Genomic DNA, 22,562 nt, shown 5'->3' on the forward strand with positions numbered 1-22,562 from the left:
CCATGGGAGATCTGCTCGTCTTCGTACTGAGCGGTCTGGTCTCCGGCGCCCTGTACGCACTGCTCGCCACCGGGCTGGTGCTGTCGTACTCGGCGTCCGGACTCTTCAACTTCGCGCACGGGGCCACCGCCTACCTGTGCGCGCTCACCTTCTACGAGCTGCACTCGGGGCTGGGCTGGCCGGCGGTCCCGGCGGCGCTGCTGGTGGTGTTCGTCCTGGCCCCCGGCCTCGGCCGGGGGCTGGACCGGCTGATGTTCCGGCGGCTCGCGCGGGTCGGTGAGACCGCGCAGATCGTGGCGACCATCGGTCTGCTGGTGGCGCTGCCGGCCGCCGGGCTGTGGGCGGTGGACCTGCTGGCGGACGCGGGCGCGCCGGTGAAGCCGGCGGAGAACCAGTTCGGGCTGCCGGGGGTGGGGCCGAGTCCCGCCCGGTCCTGGCAGCTCGCCGAGGGCGTCGGCATCGACTCCGACCAGCTGATCACCTGGGTGGTGACGGCGCTGGTGGCGGTGGCCCTGTGGGTGCTGATGCGGCACACGCGCCTCGGGCTGCGGCTGCGGGCCGCCGTCGACAACCGCTCGCTGACCGAACTGCGCGGGATCAGCGCCGACCGGCTGTCGTCGGCGGCGTGGATGATCGCGTCGGGGCTGGCCGGGCTGGCGGGGGTGCTGGCGACGCCGCTGCTGGGGCTGTCGGCGCACGACTTCACGCTGTTCCTGTTCGTGTCGGCGACGGCCGCGGTCATCGGGCGGTTCGCGTCCGTGCCGCTCGCCTTCGCGGGCGGGCTCGGGCTGGGGGTCCTGCAGAACCTGGTGGCCGGGTACGCGTCCTTCGCCGAGGGCATCACGGGCTTCCGTACGGCGGTGCCCTTCCTGATCCTGTTCGGCGGGCTGCTGGTGCTGACCCGCAGGGCCCGGACGGCGGGGGTCGCGGCCGTGGACGCGCCGCCCGTCGACCATCTGGCGGGGGCCTCGTGGGGGCGGCGGTGGGGGGTGTGGGCGGCGGGCGGCGCACTGTTGTGCGTGGCGTTCTACACCGTGACCACACCCTTCTGGAGCGGGCTGCTCGCGCAGGGGCTGGCCATCGCGCTGGTGTTCATGTCCTTCACGGTGGTGACCGGGCTCGGGGCGATGGTGTCCCTGGCGCAGGGCACCTTCGTGACCGGGGCCGCGCTCGTCGCCGGGCTGCTCATGAGCCGGGGCTGGCCGTTCGTGGCCGCGCTGGCGGTGGGCACGTGCGCGGCGGCCCTGCTGGGGGCGCTGGTCGCGCTGCCGGCGCTACGGCTCGGGGGCAGGTCCCTGGCGCTGGCCACGCTGGCGCTGGCGTTCCTCGCCGACCAGGTCCTCTTCCAGCTGAGGTGGCTGCGGAACGGTGATTCCGGGTGGTCGGTCCCGCGGCCGGTGTTCGGGCCGGTGGACCTGTCCGACGACCGGGCGCTGGGGGTGGCCCTGGTGGTGCTGGTCGCGGTGGTCGCCGCGGGGCTGAGCGCGCTGCGGAACTCCCCGTCGGGGCGGGCGATGCTGGCCGTACGGTCGGCCCCGGCGGCGGCCGTGGCCTCGGGGGTGTCCGTGCTGCGGACGAAGCTGCTGCTGTTCACCCTGTCGGCGGGGCTGGCCGGGTTCGGGGGCGTGCTGTACGCCTCGTACAACACCCGCATCACGGCGACGGACTTCACGGCCCTTACGGGGCTGGTGTGGCTGGCGGTCGTGGTGGCGGCGGGCGTACGCCGGCCGCAGTACGCGGTGGTGGCCGGGCTGGTCTTCGCCGTTGCTCCGCGGGTGCTGGCGGACCATGTGACGGCGTCGGCCCATCTGCCGGTGATCCTGTTCGGCCTGGCGGGGTTGGCCCTGGCCAATGACCCCGACGGGTACTGCGCGGCAGTGCCGGTGCGGCTGGCGAAGCGGCGGGCCGCCGCTTCCCGGGGCTCCGCCCCGGACCCCTCGGGGGCTCCGCCCCCGCACCCCCGCGCCTCGAACGCCGGCGGGGCCGGTTCTTCGGCCGCCCTGGAGCTGCGCGGCGTCCGCGCCGGGTACGACGGGGGGCTCGTGCTGCACGGGGTTGATCTCACCGTCCGCAAGGGGGAGATCCTCGCCGTGCTCGGGCCCAACGGGGCCGGGAAGAGCACCGCGTGCCGGGTGGCCGCCGGGCTGTTGCCGGTCACGGGCGGCGCGGTGTTCGTACGTGGGCGGGACGCCACCCGTGACGGCCCCGTGCGGCGGTCGCGGGCCGGGGTGCTGCTCGCCCCCGAGGGCCGGGGGATCTTCCCCGCGCTCACCATCGAGGAGAACCTCGCCCTGTACCTCACGGAGGCCGGGGCCCGGGCCGCCGTGTACGCGCGCTTCCCCCGGCTCGCGGAGCGCCGCGCCGTGCCCGCCGGGGCACTGTCCGGCGGGGAGCAGCAGCTGCTGGCCCTGGCACCCCTGCTCCAACGGCCGCCCGAGGTGCTGATCGCCGACGAGCCCTCGCTGGGGCTCGCCCCGCGCGTGGTGGAGGAGGTGTACGCGCTGCTCACCGAGTTGCGCGACGCCGGGACCGCGCTGCTCCTGGTGGAGGAGAAGGCCGCCGGGATCCTCGGGATCGCCGACACCGTCGCCTACCTCTCCCAGGGCCGGGTCTCCTGGTGCGGCCCCCGGGCCGAGGTGGAGGCGGACCGGCTCACCGAGGCCTACCTGGGAATGGGGACGAGCGGGATCGGGACGAGCGGGGTGGGGACATGAGCGGCTACGTGCTGGAGGCCAGTGGTGTCAGCGTCCGCTTCGGCGGGGTCAAGGCGCTGACCGGGGTGGACCTCGGGATCCGGGCGGGCGAGGTGTGCGGGCTGATCGGGCCCAACGGGGCCGGTAAGACCACGCTCTTCGACGTCCTGTCCGGGATCCGCCGGCCCGACCAGGGGCGGATGCTGCTGGACGGAGTGGACATCACCCGGCGCTCCCCCGTCTGGCGGGCCCGGCACGGGATGCGCCGGACCTTCCAGCGCCAGCAGTTGTTCGGGCAGCTCAGCGTGGCCGACAACGTGCTGGTGGCGCAGGAGTGGCGGGGCGGCGGGGGCGGGCTGGCCGCCGATCTCCTCGCCCTCCCGGCCCGGCGGGCCCGGGAGCGGGTCCGCCGGCTCCGCGGCGAGCGGGTGCTGGCCGACTGCGGGATCGGCGCGCTGGGGGCCTCGTACGCCGGGGGGCTGCCCGTCGGGCAGGCCCGGATGGTCGAACTGGCCCGTGCGGTGGCCGATCCGCCGCGGGTGCTGCTGCTGGACGAGCCCGCCTCGGGGATGTCGGCGCCCGAGCGCGAGCAGCTGGCCGGGGTCGTGCGGCGGCTGGCGGCCGAGGAGGGCTGTGCGGTGCTGCTGGTCGAGCACAACGTGGCCTTCGTGATGGACCTCTGCGCGCGGGTGGTCGTACTGGACCTCGGGACGGTTCTGGCCGAGGGGACGGCGGCCGAGGTGCGGGCGGACCCGCGGGTGCGGGAGGCGTATCTGGGCGCCGCGTGAGGGCCGTCCGGGGGGCCTCGTGAGCGCTCCCCGGATGGCGGGAATAGGTCGTACGAGGGGCCGGTTGTCGCCCCTCGTACGACGCTGTACCGCCGCCGACGCGAGGAACGACCAGACGTGAACCAGCAGGTCCCCACCCTTCAGCTCAACAACGGCTCCCTCATGCCCCAGCTGGGCTTCGGCGTCTGGCAGGTGCCCGACGCGGACGCGGAGCACGCCGTCGGGACCGCGCTGGAGGCCGGTTACCGCAGCATCGACACGGCCGCCGTCTACGGCAACGAGAAGGGCACCGGCAAGGCCGTCGCCGCCTCCGGGCTGCCGCGCGAGGAGCTGTTCGTCACCACCAAGCTGTGGAACAGCCGTAAGCAGCGGTGGGGCCGGGACGAGGTGCTGCGCGCCTTCGACGACTCCCTCGGCAAGCTGGGACTGGACCACGTCGACCTGTACCTGATCCACTGGCCGCGCCCGATGCGCGACGACTTCGTCTCCATCTGGAAGACCTTCGAGGAGATCGCGGCGAGCGGCCGCGCCAAGGCGGTCGGCGTGTCGAACTTCCGCCCCGAGGACCTGGAGCGGCTCGCCGCCGAGAGCGCGCTGGTGCCGGCCGTGAACCAGGTCGAGCTGCACCCCCTCTTCCCGCAGGCCGAGCTGCGCGCCGTGCACGCCGCGCGCGGGATCGTGACCGAGGCCTGGTCCCCGCTCGGCCAGGGCAAGGAGCTGCTCACCCTCCCGGCGGTCACCGCGCTCGCCGACAAGTACGGGCGCAGCGCCGCCCAGGTGGTGCTGCGCTGGCACCTCCAGCACGGGAACATCGTGATCCCGAAGTCCGTGACCCCCGCGCGCATCCGGGAGAACCTGGACGTCTTCGGTTTCGAGCTGGAAGCCGCCGACGTGGCCGCGCTGGACGCCCTGGGCGCGGGCGCGGCGGGCCGCCGCATCGGGCCGGACCCGGCCGAGTTCGACGTCTGAGGGCGACGGCCGGGTGAACCTTCCCGAAGGGCTCTACCGGATCCGCAACGTGGACAGCGGGCTGGTGCTCCAGCTGGAGGGCGCCTCCCGGGTGCGGGTCGGCCCGGACGGGCCGCCCGCGCCGGAGGCCGCCCGCCGGTGGCGGATCGCTCCGGTGCACGACGGCGGCGGGATCTTCCACGTGGTGAGCGAGGACAACGAACGGCGCCTGGACGTCGCGAACGCGTCGACGGACAGCGGCGCCCGGGTGCAGGTGTGGCGGGCCAACGCGTTCGGCGCGCAGGAGTGGATCGTCGAGGAGCACCTCGACGATCCCGGAGTGGTGTCCCTGATCGCCTGCATCAGCGGCCTGCCGCTGGAGACGGACGGGGCGGGCCGGGTCCGGCAGGGCGAGGACACCGACTCGCCGGCCCAGTGGTGGCGCCTGGAGCGGGTGTAGCCGCGCCGCGCCCGGAGCCCGGGTGGCCCGCGGGCGCGGAGCCGCGCGGCTCCGCGCCGCGCGCGCCCGTCAGACGCGTACGAAGCCGCGTACGCGGTACGTCGGCTCCGCGCGCGGCACGTCCTGGTCGGGCAGCAGCTCCAGCCGGGCCGCCAGCTCCTGCGCGGTGATGCCGCGCGGGGCGATGCGGGAGGCGTACCGGCCCGCGAGCAGGGCCTCGGCGGAGGCGCGCGGGCTGCGGCCCTGACCGTGGCCGGTGAAGAGGGCCTCGCCGGCCGGGAGCAGGCCCGCCCGGGCCGCGTAGGCCTCGACGTCCCCGGAGGCGTCGGCGGGGGTCGGGGCCAGGTGCGCGGCGAACACGGCGTCGATGTCGCTGCCCACATCGTGCGCGGAGTCCTTGTCCACGGTGGTGACGAAGACCCCGCCGGGCCGCAGGACCCGGCCGGCCTCGGCGATCACCGCGGGCACCAGTCCCGGCTGCCGCAGCAGGTGCAGGAGCCACACCGCGCTCACCGCGTCCACCGAGCCCGACCGCACCGGCAGCCGGGCCGCGTCGGCGAGGGCCACGGGGACCCCCCGCCGCAGTGCCGTGGAAGCCATGCCGTGGGAGGCGTCCGCGCCCAGGACGCGCAGTCCGGGGCGGGTCAGCCGGCGGGTGACGATGCCCGTACCGCAGCCGAGGTCGAGGAGGGTTTCCGCGTCGGCCGGGAGCAGCCGCAGGACCGCGGCGGCCGCGGCCTCGGCCCGTGGGGCGCCGCCGCGGCTCGTGTCGTAGGCCGCGGCCTCGGCGTCGTAGTCCAGCAGGGGTCTTGCGGTCTGTATGTGCGTGGTCATCAGCTCGCGCCGTGGGCGGGGGCGAGGGCCTCGACGCGTTCGGCGAGCGCGAAGTCGGTCTCGGTGACGACCCCGCCCGCGTCGTGGCTGTTCACGGCGAGCCGGACGGTGTTGTAGCCGAGGGTGAGGTCCGAGTGGTGGTTCAACTCCTCCTGGACCGATGCGATGTGGGCGACGAGGGCGCTCGCGGCGAAGTGCCCGCCCAGCCGGTAGGTGCGGATGATCCGGTCGTCCTCGAAGGCCCAGCCGGGGAGTTCCCGCAACCGGTCCTCGATCTCCTTCTGTGACAGCGGCTCACTCGGCATGCACCGGCTCCTTTTCCCCGTGACGTGTAGTCAAGGTTCCCACAGTGCACGCCGGGGCAACCCTTTCGCGCCATAGTGCGCTCGGGTACTTCTGCGCCTTCCGCGCCCATCGCGCCCCCTCTATGCTCCTGCGCCGGACACGACTGTTACCAGCGGTAACCAGGGGGCATTCACATGACCGGCACAGGGAGTTCCAGGCGTACGTTCATCGCGGGGGCGGGTGCGGGCGCCGTCGCCACCGCCGGTGCGCTGTCGGCCGGCATCGCGGCCGCCCCGGCCGCGGCCGCCGCGCCCTCGGGTGCCCCGGCGGCGCCGGACGGCCGCCGCGTCGCCGTCCTGGGCGGCGGGGTGGCCGGCCTGACGGCGGCGCACGAACTCGCCGAGCGCGGCTACGCCGTCACGGTGTACGAGCGCCGGGCGCTCGGCGGCAAGGCGCGCAGCATGGACGTGCCCGGCAGCGCCCGCGGCGGCCGCCGGCCGCTGCCGGCCGAGCACGGCTTCCGCTTCATCCCCGGCATCTACCACAACCTGCCCGACACCATGCGGCGCATCCCCTTCCCCGGGAACGCGAACGGCGTGTGGGACAACCTCGTCGCACCGCGCGAGATGATGTTCGCCCGGGCGGCCGGCCGCGAGGACCTGCGCGGGCCGATCCCCTGGCCGGAGCACTCCCCCGCCGAGCTGACGCCCGACGAGGTCCGCAGGGCCCTCACCGGCATCCTGCAGACGCTGGTCCGGCTCCCGCTCCACGAGACGGCGTACTTCGTCAACCGCGTGCTCGTCTTCCTCACCAGCTGCGACGAACGGCGGAGCGAGGTCTGGGAGCGGACCCCGTGGTGGGACTTCGTGCGCGCGGCGCAGATGTCGTCCGAGTACCAGCGCATCCTCGCCGTCGGCATCACCCGCAACATCGTCGCGACCAAGGCCGAGGAGGCCTCCACCCGTACGGTCGGCACCCTCGGCGAGGCCTTCGTCTTCAACCTGCTGGGGCGCGGGGCGGACGGGCCGCCGGACCGGATCCTCAACCTGCCCACCAACGAGGCCTGGATCGACCCGTGGGAGGCCCATCTGCGCTCGCTCGGCGTGGAGTTCAGGATCGGGTGGACCGTACGGGAGGTGCAGTACGGGAACGGCCGGGTCAGCGGGGTCTCCGTCGACGGCCCGGACGGCGCCCGGCAGACGGTCACGGCCGACCACTACGTGAGCGCGCTGCCCGTGGAGCACGCCCGCCGCACCTGGAGCGCCGGGCTGCGGGCGGCCGATCCGATGCTGGGGCGCTGCGACGAGCTGGAGACCGACTGGATGACCGGCATCCAGTTCTACCTGACCGAGCGTGCGCCGCTCGTGCACGGGCACCTCAACTGCATCGACTCGCCGTGGTCGTTGACGGCGATCCAGCAGGCCGAGCACTGGCCCGCGCGGAACTTCCCGGCCGACTACGGGGACGGTACGGCGGTCGACTGTCTCTCGGTGGACATCTCCGAGTGGGACAAGCCGGGGATCCTGTACGGGAAGACGGCCAAGCAGTGCACCCGCGAGGAGGTGGCCCGCGAGGTGTGGGCGCAGCTGAAGGCCTCCCTCAACGACACCGGGAAGACGCTGCTGAGCGACTCCCGGCTGCACTCGTGGTTCCTGGACCCGGGGGTGGACGGACTCGGCACCCCGCACCCCACCAACCAGGACGAGCTGCTGATCCACCCGGTGGGCACCTTCCACAACCGGCCGAGCGCGGGCACCCGCATCCCGAACTTCTTCCTCAGCGGGGACTACGTCGCGGTGGACATCGACCTGGCGACGATGGAGGGCGCGAACGCCTCGGCCCGCGCGGCCGTCAACTGCTTCCTGGACCGGGACGGTTCGAAGGCCGGGCGGTGCACGGTCCGGCCGCTGTACCGGGCGCCGGAGATGGAGTCCGCCAGGCGCCATGACCTGTGGCGCCACCGCCTCGGCCTGCGCAACGTCTTCGACCTGGGGTGACACGTCCGCCCCCTGGGGGCTCGGCTCGGCTACCGTCGTCGGCATGACCACCACGACGCCCGCGGCCGCTTCGACGGTCGGCGCCCTGCTCCGCGCGTGGCGGGAGCGGCGCGGTATCAGCCAGCTGGAGCTGGCGGGCCGCGCCGACTCCTCGTCGCGGCACATCAGCTTCATCGAGACCGGCCGGTCCCGGCCGAGCGAGGAGATGGTGCTCAGGCTCGCCGACCGCCTCGACGTGCCGGTCCGCGAGCGCAACGCCCTTCTGCTGGCGGCGGGTTACGCCCCGCGCTACGCGCAGACCGCGCTGGACGACCCGTCGATGGAGACGCTGCGCGAGGGCATCCAGCAGCTGCTGACCGGGTACGAGCCCTACCCGGCGCTGGTCGTCGACGCCACGTACCACGTCGTCGCCGCCAACCGGGGCATCCTGATGCTGCTGGACGGGCTGCCCGAGCACCTGCTGGCCCCGCCGCTCAACGCCATGCGGATCACCCTGCACCCCGAGGGCCTGGCCCCGCGGATCCACAACCTCAGGGAGTGGCGCGGGCACCTACTGGCCCAGATGGAACGCCAGATCGCGCTGGCCCGCTCCGAGCCGCTGCGCGAGCTGTACGAGGAGGTGTCCGCGTACCCGCTGGCGCCGGCCGCGGTGCGCCCGGGCGACGGGGAACCGGCCGAGCCCGTCCCGTACATCGCGCTGCCGCTCGTCATCGAGCACGACGGCCACCTGCTGTCCTTCGTGTCGTCGATCGCGACCTTCAACACGCCGATGGACGTGACCGTCGCCGAGCTGGCCATCGAGACCATGCTCCCGGCCGACCCGGCGACGGCCAAGTACCTGCGCTCACTCGTCGACTGAACGCAGGGCGAGCTGCTGGAGCAGGGCGAAGCCGGCGACGGCGAGGCCCTGCACCGCAATCCACACCGTCCCGGTGAGGGTGGGCGTGAACCAGACGGCCAGGGAGACCAGACTCAGGGCCGCCCAGGCGTAGTTGGTCTCGATGACGGCCTTCACGGCGAGTGCCGGGGGCCGGCCGCGCGAGGCGAGCAGCCCGACGGCGGCCCCGTACGCCACGAGCAGCAGCCCGAGCCCGAGCAACAGCCCCTGCCCGACGCCGAGCAGGCGTCCGAGCGGGGTGGAGAAGGCGACGTACGCGAGCCCGTTGCCGGTGGTGACGACGGAGTCGAGGGCGAGGAAGCGTCGCAGCACGACCTGCGGGACGCTGGTACGAGCGATGCTGCCGAGCAGGGTCGCGGACATGGGGAATCACCCTCCATCGAGGTGGAACGGCCAAGTGGGGACACGGTTTCCGGGGCCGAGTGCGCGGCCCCGGAACCCGATGACCCCACTGTGCCGGGCGGCCCGGAGGGGGTCGATTACCTCTGAGGTCATGCCAACCCTTTTTGAGCCGTACGGCAGGAAACGTTGGGGTTCCCCTGGTTCGGGCCGGGGTGGGGGGCTAGGCTTCCCGGAGCCCGATCCACTCGAACGCCTTGTCGACATATGGAGAATCCGCCGGTGCGAGCCGCCGTCCGTCCCGATCTCACCGCGATCCGGCGGCGTGTCGAGGCACTGTCGGAGCGGCGCGGGCACGATCCGGCCGACGTGGTGGGCGTGGAGCGGCTGAGTCACCTGTCGGGGGTCGAACCCGGGCGCATACCGCGGGTGGTGGCGGGCACCGCCGCGGAGGTGCCGCTGGAGCGGCGCGTGCACCAGCGGTTCCTGCGGCTGCGCGCCACCCGACGGGACAAGCACGGCCGGGAGTGGCCGCTCGCCGCCATCGCCGACGACTTCGACGCCCCCGGGGCATCCCTCGGGCCGCTCAACGCGGGCACCGGGCTGCCGCGGATGGGCCACGCGGCGGGCGTGCAGCGGTTCTTCGGGGTTTACGCCGGCTTCCTCCTGGCCGACAGCAAGAGCGCCGTGGAGCGGGCCCTCGCCCTCTCGGCCACCGCCCCGGACGGCCGGGACGACCTCGCGCACCTCTCGTACCTGACCGGCATGACCCCGCAGGCCATCCGGCTCACCCTCGACGGCGAGCCGCCCCGGCTCCCCCTCAAGGAGCAGGTGCACCAGCGGTTCGAGCACCTGCGCCGGACCCGCGTGCGGGAGGACGGCCAGGCCCATTCGCTGGCGGCCATCGCCGGGTCCTTCGACGCGTCGGGCCAGTCGCTGACCCGTGTCGCCCAGGGCGAGGGCCTGCCCAACCTCGCCGCGGCCGCCGGGATCCAGCGGTTCTACGGGGTCGAGGGCGGTTTCCTGCTGGCCGACGACACCGAGGCGCTCGCCACCGCACTCGCCCTGATCGAGGCCGAACTGGAGTCCGCGGAGCGGGAGCGGGAGAACCCGATGCTGGCCGTGATGCGGGCGCACGACGTACGGAACATCGTCACGCGGGCCGGCCGGCTCTCCCCGCGGGGCTGGAAGTCGCTCGCCGACCACCTGGACGACCTGCTCGCGCGGGAGGGACGGCTCGGCCGCCCGGCGCAGCCCGACGAGGGGGGAGCTCCATGAGGACCACGCGGGCGATGCGCAGGCTGGGCGGCGATCTGCTCGCCGGCGCGCGGCTCACGCCGCCGGCCTGCGCCGCCGAGATCATCGGCGCGCTGTGCACCGCGTACGGCCGACGGCGCGGCGGTCGGAAGGTCGACTTCCGCTTCGCCTCCTTCCCGCCCGACACGGCCAGCGGGCTGTGGCTGGAGATGGACGCGCGCGATCTCCTGGTCATCGAGGAGCACACCCGCCCCGAGCACCAGCTCGTCATCGCCTGCCACGAGTTGTGGCACGTGGACGAGGGCACCTGCGACAGCCACGGCCCGGGCATGGCGGTGGCCGCCCGGCTGACGGGAGACGCGGGCACCGCGGACGGCGGGCCCGGCGGCCTCGCGGAGCTGCTCCGGTCGGACAGCGGTCTGGGGACGGTGGTCCGGCAGGCCGCCGCCCGCGCCGACCGGGAGGATCCCGCGGAGATCAGGGCCGAGATCTTCGGCCTGTACCTCGGCAAACTCCTCAAGCCCTACCTGCCGCCTCCCCGGGAGGAACAGGTCCCCGAGGCCATCGAGCGCATCAAGACCTCGCTCGGCTGGGGGCGTTGAGTGTCACGCCGGTGACCCGCAACCCGCCCCCGCCGCACCCCTCGCGCCGATGCCCTCAGCACGGCCCCGACAGAGAGCACGACACGATGACCCAGTCTTCCCCGCCCCGCCACGCCGTCGTCATCGGCGGCAGCATGGCCGGCCTGCTCGCGGCCGCCGTCCTGGCCGAGCACGCCACGGTCACGATCATCGACGCGGACACCCTCCCGGACAGCCCGGCGCCGCGCCGCGGACTGCCGCAGGCCCGGCACGTCCACGTGATGTGGTCCGGCGGGGCGCGCGCGATCGAGGGCATCCTGCCCGGCATCACCGAGGACTGGACGGCGGCGGGCGCGATCCGCCGCAGCCTGCCCACCGACCTGGTCACCAAGACCGCCGAGGGCTGGATCCCGCGCTACGCGGAGATGCAGTTCAACATCTCCTGCAGCCGCGACCTCCTCGACTCGGTCGTCCGGGCCCGGGTGACCGCCCTGGACGGGGTCTCCACCCTCCAGCGGAGCCGCGTCCGCGGCCTGGAGGGCACCGCGGCCCGCGTCACCGGCGTCCGCGTCGACACACCGGAGGAAGAGGGCAGACTCGTGCCCGCCGACCTCGTGGTCGACGCGAGCGGGCGCGGCTCCCGCGCCCGCACCTGGCTGCAGGAGCTCGGCGTGGGCGGTATCCGGCAGGCCGAGGTCGACTCCGGCCTGGTCTACGCGACCCGCATCTTCGAGGCGCCCGCCGGAGCCCACGAGTCGGGCTTCCCCATAGTGAACGTCCAGTCCGACCCCCGCGTGGCCGTACCGGGCCAGACGGCCACCATCGTGCCCATCGAGAACGGCCAGTGGCAGGCCACCCTCTCCGGCACCCGCGGCGGCCAGCCCACCGGCGATCCCGACGCGTTCATCCCGTTCGCCAAGGGCATCCGGGACCCGATCGTCGGCGAGCTCCTGGAAGGCCGCAAGCCCCTCACGGACGTGGCCGTCACCAAGGGCACCGCCAACCGCCGGATCTTCTTCGAGAAGGTCGAGCTGCCCGACGGGTTCTTCGCCGTCGGCGACTCGGTCGCCACCTTCAACCCGCTCTACGGGCAGGGCATGACCGTGGCCGCCCAGGGGCTGCTCGCCGTACGGTCCCTGCTGCGGGCCAAGGGGCTCGCCCACCCCGCCTTCGGGCGCGAGGCGCAGCGCGCGATCGCCCCGCAGGTGGCCACGGCCTGGGACCTCGCCACCTCGCAGGACATCCTCTACCCCGGCGCCACCGGCATGAAGCCGCGGACCGGGGCCGGGCTGCTCAACGGGTACGTCAGCCGGCTGATGACGGGGGCCACCACCCGGGAGGCGCTCACCGCCGCCTTCCTCCAGGTCATCACCATGAGCACCGCGCCCACGCACTGGCTCCGGCCTTCGGTGGTCTGGAACGTCCTGCGCGCCTCCGACCGCGGCGCGCTGAAGGCGCCGCCGCTCACCGCCGCCGAACGGACCGTCGCCGGGCTCGACCAGCGGGCCGATCCGGCCGATCCCGTCGGCCGGGCCCGGTGAAGAGCGGCCTGATCCTCTACGTGCCGGGGGCGCTCCTGATCCTGATCCTGCTGGTCAAGGCGCCCACCCTGCACAGGAGGTGGGACCAGCCCCCGATGCGGGCCGTGTGCGCACTGCTGGTCATGGGCTGCCTGGTGCTGTTCCTGGCGGCGCCGCCGACGATCGCGGCGGTCAACCGCTTCACCGGCGTGGCCAACTTCTCGGCCCCGCTGGTCTTCGGCCTGATCACCGCGTTCTCCGGGTCGTGCGTGGTGCTGGTCCTGCAGTGGGGCGGCGGCCCGCCGGCCGTGGTGCGCCGGGCCACCCGGCTGACGGTCGCCGTGTACGGCGGGGTCGCGGTGGCGATCATCGTCCTCTTCGCGATCGGCGAGGCGCCGGTGGAACGCCTGCGGGACCTGGACACGTACTACGCCGACACCCCGTGGATCCGGGAGATGATCGTCTGCTACCTGCTGGCGCACACGGTCGGCAGCTCGGCGCTGACCGTGCTCACGGGGCGGTGGCTGCGCCGCACCCACCCGTCCCTGCGGTCGCTGCGCACCGGGCTGGCCCTGATCATGACCGGCGGGCTGCTGGACCTCGGCTACCTCGTCGCCAAGTGGACCGCGCTGGGTGCCCGCTGGAGCGGCCGCGACTGGGACGGCCTGTCCACGGACGCGGCGCCACCGCTGGCGGCGGGGGCGGCCCTGATGGTCGCGACGGGCTTCATCGTGCCGCTGGTCGGCGGGTCGGCGACCTGGCGGGACTTCAGCGAGTACCGCGGCCTGCACCCGCTGTGGAAGGCCCTGCGGAGCTTCGCCGCGTCCAGCGTGCGGACGGTTCCGCTCACCTGGTGGTCACCGGTCGGGATCCGGCTGATCCACCGCGAGTCGGTCATCGACGACGGGATCCTGGCCCTCGCCCGCTGGTTCGACCCGTGCGTGCGCCGGGCGGCGTACGAGGCCGCGCGCGAGCAGGGCATGAGCGAGGCCCGGGCCGAGGTCGTCGCGGACGCCGCCATGCTCGCGGCCGCGTGCGGCCGCAGGACCGCCGCCACCACCGACGCGGACACCGGCCCCCACACCGCCGCTCCCGCCGCCACCTCAGGCTCAGGCGCAGCCTCGGCCGAGACCGCCACCGGCGCCTGCTCCGTACCCCTGCGGGACCGCGAGCCGCCACGGCTGTCCGGACGGCCCCTGACCGCCCTGGCCCGCGAGTTCCGCGGCTCCCCCATCGCCGCCGCCCGGGCCGCCGCCGTACGCGCCTAGAACCCGGCGAGCCCCCCCGTCCCGGGGAAGCGGAACGCCCCGGGCCCGAAGGCCCGGGGCGTCCGGCGTACGCGCGGCGGGGTCAGAGCTCCGCGAGGTCCAGCCCGGCCTGCGCGGCGGCCGCCTGGACGGTCTGCTCCAGCAGGACGGCGATGGTCATCGGGCCGACACCGCCGGGCACCGGGGTGATCAGCGAGGCGCGCGCGGCGGCGGACTCGAAGTGGACGTCGCCGACGTTGCCCTCGTTGTACCCGGCGTCCAGGACCACAGCGCCCGCCTTGATGTCCTCGCCCCGGATGAACTCGGCCTTGCCGACGGCGGCGACCAGGACGTCCGCCTGGCGCACGATCGAGGGCAGGTCCACGGTGCGGGAGTGGCAGTAGGTGACGGTGGCGTTCTGCTCCAGCAGCAGCATCCCGGCCGGCTTGCCCAGGATGGCGCTGCGGCCGACGACGACGGCGTGCTTGCCGGTCAGGTCCACGTCGTAGGCGGCGAGCAGGCGCATGATGCCGCCGGGGGTGCAGGAGACGAAGCCCGGCAGCCCGAAGCCCATGGCGGCGAAGGAGTGCATGGTGACCCCGTCGACGTCCTTGCCCGGGGCGATGGCCTCGAAGGCGGCGCGCTCGTCGATGTGGTGCGGGACGGGGTGCTGGAGCAGGATGCCGCTGATCTCGGGGTCCTCGGAGAGCGCGGTGAGGGTGGCCACCAGCTCCTCGGTGGTGGTCGCGGCCGGCAGCTCGACGTGGCGGGAGGTGATCCCGGCCTTGGCGCAGCGGTTCTGCTTCATGCGTACGTAGGTGACGGACGCGGGGTCCTCGCCGACCAGCACGGTCGCGAGGCAGGGGGCGGTGCCGGTGCGCTCGGTGATCTTCGCCGCGTACGCGGCGGTCTGCTCCGAGATGCGGCGGGCGAGGGCGGTGCCGTCCATCAGCCGGGCGGTGCCGGTGGCGGCCTGGGCGGGCTGGGCAGTCTGGGCAGTCGTCACGGGGTCTCCTGAACGTCGCTGCGGATCGCGGTTCGCCCAGGCGCGCGGCAGTCGACGTACCGGAGGTCCCGGGGAGGTCCCCAGGGCGGATGTCCGGAGGTCCGGAGACCCGCGGGTACGCCGGGCCGCTCCCCGGTGGTGATCCACCCGAACGCCAGTCACGGCCCGCCGCCCACTGTAGTCGACATATGCGGTGGATGACCGGCGCCCGACCTGGGACGATCGATACATGACGCGTACTTTCGACCATCTTGTCGCCGAGGCCGAGTCCGTCTCCGTGGACGGCTGGGACTTCTCGTGGCTCGACGGCCGGGCGACCGAGCAGCGCCCCTCCTGGGGCTACCAGCGGCTGCTGGCCGAGCGCCTGTCCCGGGTCCGGTCGGCACTGGACGTCCAGACCGGCGGCGGCGAGGTCCTCGCCGGCTCCGGGCCCCTGCCCCCGCTGATGGCCGCCACCGAGTCCTGGCCGCCCAACGTCGAGAAGGCGACCCGGCTGCTGCACCCGCTGGGCGCGGTGGTGATCGCCGACTCCGACGAGCCCCCGCTGCCCTTCGGCGACGAGGCCTTCGAGCTGGTGGCCAGCCGGCACCCGGTGACCATCTGGTGGGAGGAGGTCGCGCGGGTGCTGACGCCGGGCGGCACCTACCTCTCGCAGCAGGTCGGCCCGGCGAGCGTCTTCGAGCTCGTCGAGTACTTCCTCGGCCCTCAGCCGGAGGAGGTCCGGCGCGGCCGGCACCCCGATGACGCGGTCGCCGAGGCCACGGGGGCCGGCCTCGAAGTCGTCGATCTGCGGTCCGAACGTCTGCGCACGGAGTTCCACGACATCGGAGCCGTGATCTACTTTCTGAGGAAGGTGATCTGGATGGTGCCCGGCTTCACGGTCGGGCAGTACCGGGACCGGTTGCGCGAGCTGCACGAACAGATCGAACGCGAAGGTCCGTTCGTCGCGCACACCGCCCGCTTCCTCATCGAGGCCCGCAAAAAGGGCTGAAGGGAGGGTGGACGGATCCACGCCGAATTGGTTGCGTGGCCACAGCGTGGCGCAGGTCACTCAATTCAGCGCGTAACGAATCGACTCGGGCATGCGATGAACCGACAGGTGTCCTCGCGCGGCCCGGAATACAGACCCCCCTCGGGTCTGTTTCCCGAGTTCGCGCGATGATGTCCCGCTTACCCCTTATCTGTTCGCAACGAGAGGCTCCTTGTGTCGCTCAGCCCGTCCCGTACGTTCCCTCCGGAGATCGCCGAATCGGAGGCCCTCGTCGCGCTCGTCGAGCGCGGCCGCGAGCAGGGTCACATCAACGGTGACGACGTGCGCCAGGCCTTCGAGGCCGGCCGCATCCCGGTGGACCAGTGGAAGCGGGTCCTGCGCAGCCTGAACCAGGTCCTGGACGAGGAGGGTGTCGCCCTCCACGTCAGCGCGGCCCCCGCCACCAAGGCTGCCGCGAAGAAGCCCCGCAAGGCTGCCGCCGCCCCGGCCCGTACCGTGGCCAAGAAGGCCGCCGCCGCGCCGCGCCCCATCGGCGCGCGCAAGACCTCGGCCGCCAGCACCGCCACGGCCACGGCCTCGGCGATATCCGCATCGCCGGCCGCCGCCGCCCCGGACGAGGCGTCGGCCGAGGCCGCCGCCGAGCCGAAGAAGCGCGCGGTCAAGAAGACCGCCGTCAAGAAGACCGCCGTGAAGAAGACCGCCGCGGCGAAGAAGACCAGCGCCAAGGACGCCGACGAGGGCGAGACCCCCGTGGTGGAGGGCGAGGACTGGGCCGCCGAGGACCTGGCCGACGAGGCCGAGGAAGGGGCCCCCAAGCCCGGCGGCACCCAGGGCTTCGTCCTGTCCGACGACGACGAGGACGACGCCCCGGCGCAGACGGTCATGGTGGCCGGCGCCACCGCCGACCCCGTCAAGGACTACCTCAAGCTGATCGGCAAGGTGCCGCTCCTCAACGCCGAGCAGGAGGTGGAGCTCGCCAAGCGCATCGAGGCGGGTCTCTTCTCCGAGTACAAGCTCGAAGAGGAGGAGGACCACAAGCCCGCCTTCAAGCGCGAGCTGGAGATCCTCGTCGAGGACGGCCGCCGGGCGAAGAACCACCTGCTGGAGGCCAACCTCCGCCTCGTGGTCTCCCTCGCCAAGCGCTACACCGGCCGCGGCATGCTCTTCCTGGACCTGATCCAGGAGGGCAACGTCGGCCTGATCCGCGCCGTGGAGAAGTTCGACTACACCAAGGGCTTCAAGTTCTCCACGTACGCGACCTGGTGGATCCGCCAGGCGATCACGCGTGCCATGGCCGACCAGTCGCGCACGATCCGCATCCCCGTGCACATGGTCGAGATCATCAACAAGCTCGCCCGCGTGCAGCGCCAGATGCTCCAGGACCTCGGCCGGGAGCCCACTCCGGAGGAGCTGGGCAAGGAACTCGACATGACCCCCGAGAAGGTCATCGAGGTCCAGAAGTACGGCCGCGAGCCGATCTCCCTGCACACCCCCCTGGGTGAGGAGGGCGACAGCGAGTTCGGCGACCTCATCGAGGACTCCGAGGCGGTCGTGCCCGCGGACGCGGTGTCCTTCACCTTCCTCCAGGAGCAGCTCCAGTCGATCCTGGGCACGCTCTCGGAGCGTGAGGCGGGCGTCGTCTCGATGCGTTACGGCCTCAACGACGGCCAGCCGAAGACCCTGGACGAGATCGGCCGCGTGTACGGGGTCACCCGTGAGCGCATCCGCCAGATCGAGTCCAAGACCATGTCGAAGCTGCGCCACCCGTCGCGTTCCCAGGTGCTGCGCGACTACCTCGACTAGGCGGCAGGGTGGTGCTCCCCCGGCCATGCGCGGCATAGCGGGGGAGCACCACCTGCCCGGTCAGCTCGCGGAGTGCTCCAGCAGGTGCTTCAGTTTCTCCTCGCCGCGGGGCATCTCCTTGCGGACCACGGGCTTGACCACAAGGGGGACGAGGGCCCGGCCCATGCCGTGGCCCTCGAAGTCGACGGAGAGGGTGACGCGCGAGCGGGTCCCGCCGTCGAGGGGTTCGATCCTGCCCCGTACGTCCGGCCGGACCGGCCCGTCGACGCCGTGGAGGTGCCAGCTCCGCGGCGGGTCCATGGCCGTGTACTCCATGGTCGTGGGGATCCTCCGCCTGCCGATGCGCCGGGTGACGAGGATCCGGGAACCGACGTGGACCGGGAGGTCCCCCATGGGAACGGCGGACAGGGCACTGTCCTGCCACTCCGGCAGGTGCGTGGGGTCCGTGACGTACGAGTAGACGTCCTCGGGCGTGCGGTCGATGTCGATGCTCTTGCTGATCGCGGACATGGCGACCCCCTGGAGCCCCCCTGGGTGGCTTCTCCCTCCAAATTACCCCGCGGGCGAAACGGTGGTCCGCTGCTTGCGGGCGGCCATCACGGCGTACACGAGGACGCCCGCGAAGAGGAACAGCACGCCCTGGTAGACGGCCGCGTAGCCGGAACCGGCGACCAGCCACATCGAGAAGGCGAACGCCAGGCAGGCGAGGACGGCGTCGCGGACCAGGCGGCCGGGCCGGACCCGCTCCGGGCGGCCCGAGGCCAGGAAGTAGATCTGCGCGGCGGTGGAGAGCAGGTACGGGACCGTCGCGGTGAAGGTCGTGACGAGGACCAGGACCTCGAAGACGCGCTGGGACCCGGCCGTGTAGTTGTAGACGGTGAGCGCCGAGGCGAGGGCGACCGTGACGAGGACGCCCGCCACGGGTACGCCGCGCTTCTTCGTCTCGAAGACCTTCGGGAAGAGCCCGTCCTTCGCGGCGGCGTACGGGGTCTGTGCGCTGAGCAGGGTCCAGCCGTTGAGCGCGCCGGCCATCGAGATCACGGCGGCGCAGGCGACGAGCGTGCCGCCCCAGGTACCACCGGCCCCTCCGTCCACGGAGAACATGGCGTTGACGGCGTCGCTGAAGGGGGCCTGGGAGGAGGCCAGCTTCTCGTGGGGGACCAGACCGAAGACGGCGAGGGTGCCGAGCAGGTAGACGGTGGCGGCGCCCAAGGTGCCGAGGATCGTGGCCCGGCCGACGTTGCGCTCCGGGTCGCGGACCTCGCCCGCGCTGACGGCGGCGGACTCGACGCCCAGGTAGCTGAAGAGCAGGATCGCGGCGGAGGCGGAGACCGCGCCGACCGCGCCCTGGCCGGTGGCCTGGAAGGGGCCGAGGTTGGCGGGGTCGAAGAAGAACAGTCCGCCCACGGCGACGAGCAGCAGCGGGGCGAACTTCAGCACAGTGGAGACCAGTTGGACGGCGCCGACGTACCGGGTGCCGGCCAGGTTGGCGAGTGCCGGGAGCCACTGCACGCAGAGGGCGGCCAGGCACATGGACCACTTGTGCGCGCCGACGGCGGGGAAGAGGACGCCGAGGTAGCCGACGGCGGCCACCGCGAGCGCCGCGTTGGAGACCCAGGTGGTGATCCAGTAGCTCCAGGCGGCGAGGAAGCCGGCGAAGTCGCCGAAGGCGGCGCGGGCGTAGACGTACGGTCCGCCGGTCTGCGGGTGCCGGTTCGCGAGGCGGCCGAAGACGAGGGCGAGGGCGATCGCGCCGAGGGTGAGCACGGCGAAGGCGACGAGGCTGATGGTGCCGAAGGGGGCCACCGAGGCGGGGAGGAGGAAGATCCCGCCGCCGATGATGTTGCCCATGACCAGGCAGGTGGCAACGGGGAGGCCGAAGCGGCGCTCGCCCTGCGGGCGGTTCTCGGCGGTCCCGGGAGCGGAATCCGGGGCCGGGGCCGGGGCCGCGGTGGTTATGGTGCTGGTCATCGGTGGTGCGCCTCTGGGTGTCTCACATGCTGGGCAGGTCGACACATGCTCGGCCACCGCACGGGCCGTACCAAATCAGCGCGTTTCGTCCCGCGCGAGCACCCCGGCGGAAGGAAGGATTCCGTCGCCGGCCCCCTCCGGCCGGGGATCTTGCACCGGTCCCGGCCGCAGGCCGAGCGGGACCTGCGGGCCGTCCGCCTCCCGCAGCCAGCGGCGCAGTACGCCGTGCACCGCCTCCGCGCCCACCGGTTCCGCTCCCGGTTCCGCTCCCGATTCCGGTTCCGCTTCCGCTCCCGATTCCGGTTCCGGGTCCGCTCCCGGGTCCGACAGCACCGTGGGCCACATCAGGAACGGGCGCCCCTGCTCCCCGCCCAGGCCGCCGTGCGAGCCGATCTGTTCCTCGAAGGCGTGCACCGCGCCCGTGTCCGGGTCGTACGCCGAGTTCACCATGATGTCGGCCACGTGCGGGAAGGCATCGGTCCGGCGCACGGCCTCCGCCGCGCCGGGGCCGAAAGGGGACAGCAGCTCCTCCGCCTCGCCGGGCACGTCGAGCCGGGCCACCGCCCCGCCCGGGCCCAGCACCACCCCGTCCACCAGCACGAAGCCCACGCCCGGATGGTTGGCCAGGGTCGCCAGCAGGGCGGGGTGCGCGCGCTCGACGCGCTCGCGCGAGGCCCGGCCGGGGACATCGGGGAAGGAGATCAGCGCGAGGTTGCCCGAGGCGAGCACCACCGGGTCGGACCCCGGCCCCGGGCGGGCCTCCTCCCCCTCCTCCACCGGCCGGTGCAGGGCCGCGAGGACGGCGGCCCGGGCCTCGGCGCCACTGCGGGTGCGGCCGGCCCGGCGGGAGACCGGCATCCCGCAGCCCGCCCGGACGAGGTCCTTCAGGGTCAGTCCGTAGCGGCCCAGGAAGGTCTCGCCCGGGCTCTGGCCGTGGTCCGAGAGCAGCACGATCCGGTACTCCCGCGGGGCGTGCTCGGCGACCCGGGCGATCAGCGCGAGGCTGCGGTCCAGGCGCGCCAGCACCTGGTCGGTGTCCCGGCCGCGCGGGCCGGAGTGGTGCGCGACCTCGTCGTAGGCGACCAGGTCTGCGTAGACCGCGGCGCGGCCGGCGAGCATGTCGCCGATCACCGCAGCGACCACCACGTCCCGTTCGACCACGGTCGCGAAGGCCCGGATCAGCGGGTACAGCCCGCCGCGCGACACCCGGGGCCGGTCCCCGCGGATCCGCGCCCGCAGCGACTGGCCGATCTCCCGCACCACCTCGGCGACGAAGGACACGGCCGTGCGGACGGCGTTGGCCGGATCGGAGAAGTACGCGAAGTAGCCCGCGCGGGACCGGTTCGCCCGGCCCCGCCGGGCCGAGACCGAGAGCACCAGCGCCAGTTGGTCGGCGCCCCCGCTGAACAGGTTGCCCCGGCTGGCCCCGCCGAGCATGAGCAGCCCGCCGTCCCCGGTGCGCGCGACGGCCCGCCGCTGCAGCTCGGCGGCGCTGGTGGGCCGGTTGCAGACCATCACCTCGCCGGTGTCCTTCTCGTACCAGCGGAAGGCGGGCACGTCGAAGTTGGAGCCGTGCAGGATGCCGAGCTGGCTGGCCCCGGTCTGGCTCGACCAGTCCGTGCGCCAGGGCGTGATCCGGTGGCTGCGGTCCAGCCAGCCGGCCACGGTGGGCATCAGTCCGCTGCCGCACGCGCCGCGCAGCACCTCGTACCCCACCCCGTCCAGCTGGAGGAAGACCAGGCCGGGCGCGGCCTCGCCGCCGGCCCCCGGCGCGCCCGCCCCGCGCTGCCTGCGGCGGCGCCGGTCGGCGAGCCGGTAGAGGCGGCGCCGGTACGCCTCGTCGTCGCGCACCGCGAGTGCGGTGGAGGTCGCGGACGCCACCGCGGACATCACGGCGGCCACCACCACCGCGGTCTCGGGGGCCGCCTCGCCCCGCCAGGCGGGGATCAGGTCGAGCGCTATGAGCAGGAGCGAACCGTTCAGGAAGAAGACGAGCAGCCCGAGGACGAGGGCGGGCACCAGCAGCAGGGCCCGGACGAGCACGGGCCAGACCACCGCGCTCAGCAGACCGAAGGCTCCCGCGCCCCAGGCCGCGGTCAGCCCGATCTGCGTGATGCTGTCACCGTCGTTGGACTGGAGCCGGAAGTCCGGCAGGAGCCCGGCCAGGGCGAGCATGGTGAGGGTGGACGCCGCCCAGACGAGGATCACCCGCAGCAGGGCGCTGCCCGCGGTCCGCCACCGTCCCCGCCACACACCGCCACCTCCCGCGAGCCCCGTCCCGCCTTCCAGGCTCGCACAGCCGGGCCCGGCCGGCCGGGCGGAACGGAGGGCGCACCGGAGTGCGGAGGGGGCCGGTCAACGCAGGGGACGGCGCGCGGGGGAGGCCGCGTACGGCGGTACGGCGGGACGGCGGTGCGGCAGGACGGCTCGCGGCAGGACGGCGCGCGGCGGGGTGTCAGGTGCCGTCGTAGCCGGCCGTCGGCATGGAGAGCCTGCGGTGCACCTCGGCCTTCATCGCGGAGGTGTACTGCGGCTCGGCGCCCCCGGCGGTCTCCAGCCGTACGCCGCGCCGCTCGCACTCGGCGGTGAACTCCTCGACCGAGCGGAGCGCGCGGGCCAGCACCCGGTGGTTGGCGGCGACGAAGAGGTCGACCTGTCCGGCGTCGACGTCGGACCAGAGCCCGCAGTGGTCGGCGCGCAGCCCGTAGACGAGCAGCTGCTTCGTGACGACGTAGCCCCGGTCGGCGGCCCAGCGCGCGCACATGGCGTGCTGGCCGCGGGTGTCCACGGCGAAGGGGTCGGCGTCCAGGTCTTCGAGCGGGGCCAGGCTGGTGATCGCGGCCACGCGCAACTCTTCCATGCCGCCGGACCCTACTCCGATCCGCCGCCGGAGAGGAGGGGCCCGGCACTTCCGGTTCCGGGCGGATCCTCGGGGCAGCATCTA

General features: G+C 73.7%; 20 protein-coding genes and 1 pseudogene. 13 read left to right on the plus strand and 8 right to left on the minus strand.

The window, feature by feature from the left end:
• Positions 1–2: 2 nt before the first annotated feature.
• The 5 genes and pseudogenes from IF88_RS0132430 (at position 3) to IF88_RS0132445 (ending at position 4,889) form a co-directional block, all read left to right on the plus strand.
• Positions 3–2,714, plus strand: a complete 2,712-nt coding sequence (locus IF88_RS0132430; protein ID WP_051837920.1) for an ABC transporter permease subunit — start codon at positions 3–5, stop codon at positions 2,712–2,714.
• Positions 2,711–3,244 (plus strand): annotated as a pseudogene (locus IF88_RS0132435) (ATP-binding cassette domain-containing protein); the annotation flags it as partial. The gene IF88_RS0132430 and the pseudogene IF88_RS0132435, both read left to right, overlap by 4 nt.
• A 120-nt stretch (positions 3,245–3,364) precedes the next feature.
• Positions 3,365–3,481, plus strand: a complete 117-nt coding sequence (locus tag IF88_RS49690; protein WP_420711019.1) for a hypothetical protein — start codon at positions 3,365–3,367, stop codon at positions 3,479–3,481.
• 162 nt (positions 3,482–3,643) lie between these two features.
• Entirely contained in the window at positions 3,644–4,450 is an 807-nt protein-coding gene (locus IF88_RS0132440; protein WP_051837934.1) for an aldo/keto reductase, read from the plus strand.
• Between the two features lie 13 nt (positions 4,451–4,463).
• Entirely contained in the window at positions 4,464–4,889 is a 426-nt protein-coding gene (locus IF88_RS0132445; RefSeq protein ID WP_030720657.1) for an RICIN domain-containing protein, read from the plus strand.
• Between the two features lie 69 nt (positions 4,890–4,958).
• On the opposite strand, the gene IF88_RS0132450 is transcribed toward IF88_RS0132445, so the two are convergent.
• Both IF88_RS0132450 and IF88_RS0132455 read right to left on the minus strand, forming a co-directional pair.
• Positions 4,959–5,723 (minus strand): class I SAM-dependent methyltransferase, encoded by a 765-nt coding sequence (locus IF88_RS0132450; protein ID WP_234323770.1) that lies wholly within the window; start codon positions 5,721–5,723, stop codon positions 4,959–4,961.
• The gene (locus tag IF88_RS0132455) at positions 5,723–6,028 is read right to left on the minus strand and encodes a 4a-hydroxytetrahydrobiopterin dehydratase (protein WP_030720662.1); all 306 of its coding nucleotides are present in this window, start codon (positions 6,026–6,028) and stop codon (positions 5,723–5,725) included. The genes IF88_RS0132450 and IF88_RS0132455 overlap by 1 nt, the downstream gene beginning before the upstream one ends.
• A 174-nt stretch (positions 6,029–6,202) precedes the next feature.
• Here IF88_RS0132455 and IF88_RS0132460 point away from each other — a divergent pair, with 174 nt between their 5' ends.
• Complete coding sequence (locus tag IF88_RS0132460; RefSeq protein WP_030720665.1) at positions 6,203–8,005, plus strand: hydroxysqualene dehydroxylase; 1,803 nt, start codon at positions 6,203–6,205, stop codon at positions 8,003–8,005.
• A gap of 43 nt (positions 8,006–8,048) precedes the next feature.
• Positions 8,049–8,864 (plus strand): helix-turn-helix domain-containing protein, encoded by an 816-nt coding sequence (locus tag IF88_RS0132465; protein ID WP_030720669.1) that lies wholly within the window; start codon positions 8,049–8,051, stop codon positions 8,862–8,864.
• Here IF88_RS0132465 and IF88_RS0132470 read toward each other — a convergent pair.
• Positions 8,850–9,266 (minus strand): hypothetical protein, encoded by a 417-nt coding sequence (locus IF88_RS0132470; protein ID WP_030720672.1) that lies wholly within the window; start codon positions 9,264–9,266, stop codon positions 8,850–8,852. The genes IF88_RS0132465 and IF88_RS0132470 overlap by 15 nt on opposite strands.
• A gap of 258 nt (positions 9,267–9,524) precedes the next feature.
• On the opposite strand from IF88_RS0132470, the gene IF88_RS0132475 reads away from it, so the two are divergent.
• The 4 genes from IF88_RS0132475 (at position 9,525) to IF88_RS46880 (ending at position 13,868) form a co-directional block, all read left to right on the plus strand.
• The gene (locus tag IF88_RS0132475) at positions 9,525–10,520 is read left to right on the plus strand and encodes a hypothetical protein (protein WP_158754703.1); all 996 of its coding nucleotides are present in this window, start codon (positions 9,525–9,527) and stop codon (positions 10,518–10,520) included.
• On the plus strand, positions 10,517–11,101 hold the full coding sequence (locus tag IF88_RS42495) for a hypothetical protein (RefSeq protein ID WP_030720678.1): 585 nt from the start codon (positions 10,517–10,519) through the stop codon (positions 11,099–11,101). Before IF88_RS0132475 ends, IF88_RS42495 begins: the two co-directional genes overlap by 4 nt.
• Before the next feature lie 86 nt (positions 11,102–11,187).
• On the plus strand, positions 11,188–12,621 hold the full coding sequence (locus tag IF88_RS0132485) for an NAD(P)/FAD-dependent oxidoreductase (RefSeq protein WP_037807852.1): 1,434 nt from the start codon (positions 11,188–11,190) through the stop codon (positions 12,619–12,621).
• Positions 12,618–13,868 (plus strand): MAB_1171c family putative transporter, encoded by a 1,251-nt coding sequence (locus tag IF88_RS46880; RefSeq protein WP_030720684.1) that lies wholly within the window; start codon positions 12,618–12,620, stop codon positions 13,866–13,868. The genes IF88_RS0132485 and IF88_RS46880 overlap by 4 nt, the downstream gene beginning before the upstream one ends.
• 82 nt (positions 13,869–13,950) lie before the next feature.
• Here IF88_RS46880 and IF88_RS0132495 read toward each other — a convergent pair whose 3' ends face one another.
• Positions 13,951–14,796 (minus strand): bifunctional 5,10-methylenetetrahydrofolate dehydrogenase/5,10-methenyltetrahydrofolate cyclohydrolase, encoded by an 846-nt coding sequence (locus tag IF88_RS0132495; protein ID WP_030720687.1) that lies wholly within the window; start codon positions 14,794–14,796, stop codon positions 13,951–13,953.
• A 286-nt stretch (positions 14,797–15,082) separates the two neighbouring features.
• Between IF88_RS0132495 and IF88_RS0132500 the strand changes: the two genes are divergently transcribed.
• Both IF88_RS0132500 and IF88_RS0132505 read left to right on the plus strand, forming a co-directional pair.
• Positions 15,083–15,844 carry a methyltransferase type 11 gene (locus tag IF88_RS0132500; RefSeq protein ID WP_030720689.1) on the plus strand — a complete coding sequence of 254 codons (762 nt, stop codon included), beginning with the start codon at positions 15,083–15,085 and terminating at the stop codon, positions 15,842–15,844.
• A gap of 213 nt (positions 15,845–16,057) precedes the next feature.
• Positions 16,058–17,647 (plus strand): RNA polymerase sigma factor, encoded by a 1,590-nt coding sequence (locus tag IF88_RS0132505; RefSeq protein WP_030720692.1) that lies wholly within the window; start codon positions 16,058–16,060, stop codon positions 17,645–17,647.
• 60 nt (positions 17,648–17,707) lie between these two features.
• Here IF88_RS0132505 and IF88_RS0132510 read toward each other — a convergent pair whose 3' ends face one another.
• The 4 genes from IF88_RS0132510 to IF88_RS0132525 form a co-directional block, all read right to left on the minus strand.
• Positions 17,708–18,157 (minus strand): SRPBCC family protein, encoded by a 450-nt coding sequence (locus tag IF88_RS0132510; RefSeq protein ID WP_030720695.1) that lies wholly within the window; start codon positions 18,155–18,157, stop codon positions 17,708–17,710.
• A gap of 42 nt (positions 18,158–18,199) precedes the next feature.
• A complete protein-coding gene (locus IF88_RS0132515; protein ID WP_030720697.1) occupies positions 18,200–19,618 on the minus strand; it encodes an amino acid permease in 1,419 nt (472 codons plus the stop codon).
• A gap of 75 nt (positions 19,619–19,693) precedes the next feature.
• Positions 19,694–21,871: a phage holin family protein gene (locus tag IF88_RS0132520; protein WP_030720700.1), complete on the minus strand. Its 2,178-nt coding sequence runs from the start codon at positions 21,869–21,871 to the stop codon at positions 19,694–19,696.
• Positions 21,872–22,073: 202 nt separating this feature from the next.
• Positions 22,074–22,478, minus strand: a complete 405-nt coding sequence (locus tag IF88_RS0132525) for a hypothetical protein (RefSeq protein ID WP_030720704.1) — start codon at positions 22,476–22,478, stop codon at positions 22,074–22,076.
• Positions 22,479–22,562: the final 84 nt, after the last annotated feature.

It is taken from the genome of Streptomyces sp. NRRL F-2580, assembly GCF_000720115.1.
GTDB lineage: Bacteria > Actinomycetota > Actinomycetes > Streptomycetales > Streptomycetaceae > Streptomyces.